Raw genomic sequence first — 570 nt, 5'->3', positions numbered from 1 at the left:
AGAACGGCCTCACCCTTGTGGTCGGTCGCAACGGCTCCGGCAAGTCCAGCTTCGCCGAGGCCATCGAGCTTGCCCTTACCGGCGACAGCCAGCGATGGGCCGAGCGCAACAGCATCTTCCGCGACGGCTGGCGCAATCTGCATACTTCAGCGCCCTGCGAGATCGACCTGATCGCTCGCCTCGACGGCGTCGCCGCGCCCCTGCGGATTCGGCGAAGCTGGTCCGAGGACGCCACCGAGCCGGGTCAGGCCAAGATCTCTCTGCCCGATATCGAAGCCCTCGGCTGGCAACAGTCGATGGACACTTACCGCCCGTTCCTCACCGCGAACGACCTCGGCCGGCTGATGTCGTCGCGGCCCAGTGAACTGTTCGACGCCATGGCTCCACTGCTCGCCATCGAACCGGTCACCGATGCCGAGACCCGGCTCAAGAATCTTCGCAAGATCTACGACGATCGGGCGAAGGCCGTTCGATCCGGGCGGACGGTATTGCGCACTTCCCTGGAAGAGGTGGACGACGATCGGGCCAGGACTGCCGCCAAGCTGCTTGCCGCCACTCGGCCTGACCTCG

1 protein-coding gene is annotated in these 570 nt (G+C 65.8%); it reads left to right on the top strand.

The window, feature by feature from the left end; genetic code table 11:
- A partial coding sequence (locus tag DMB66_RS60765; protein WP_148113029.1) for an AAA family ATPase occupies positions 1-570 on the top strand: 570 nt, incomplete at both ends.

Source organism: Actinoplanes sp. ATCC 53533 (assembly GCF_003947245.1).
This window is presented reverse-complemented; position numbering and strand designations above follow the sequence as displayed.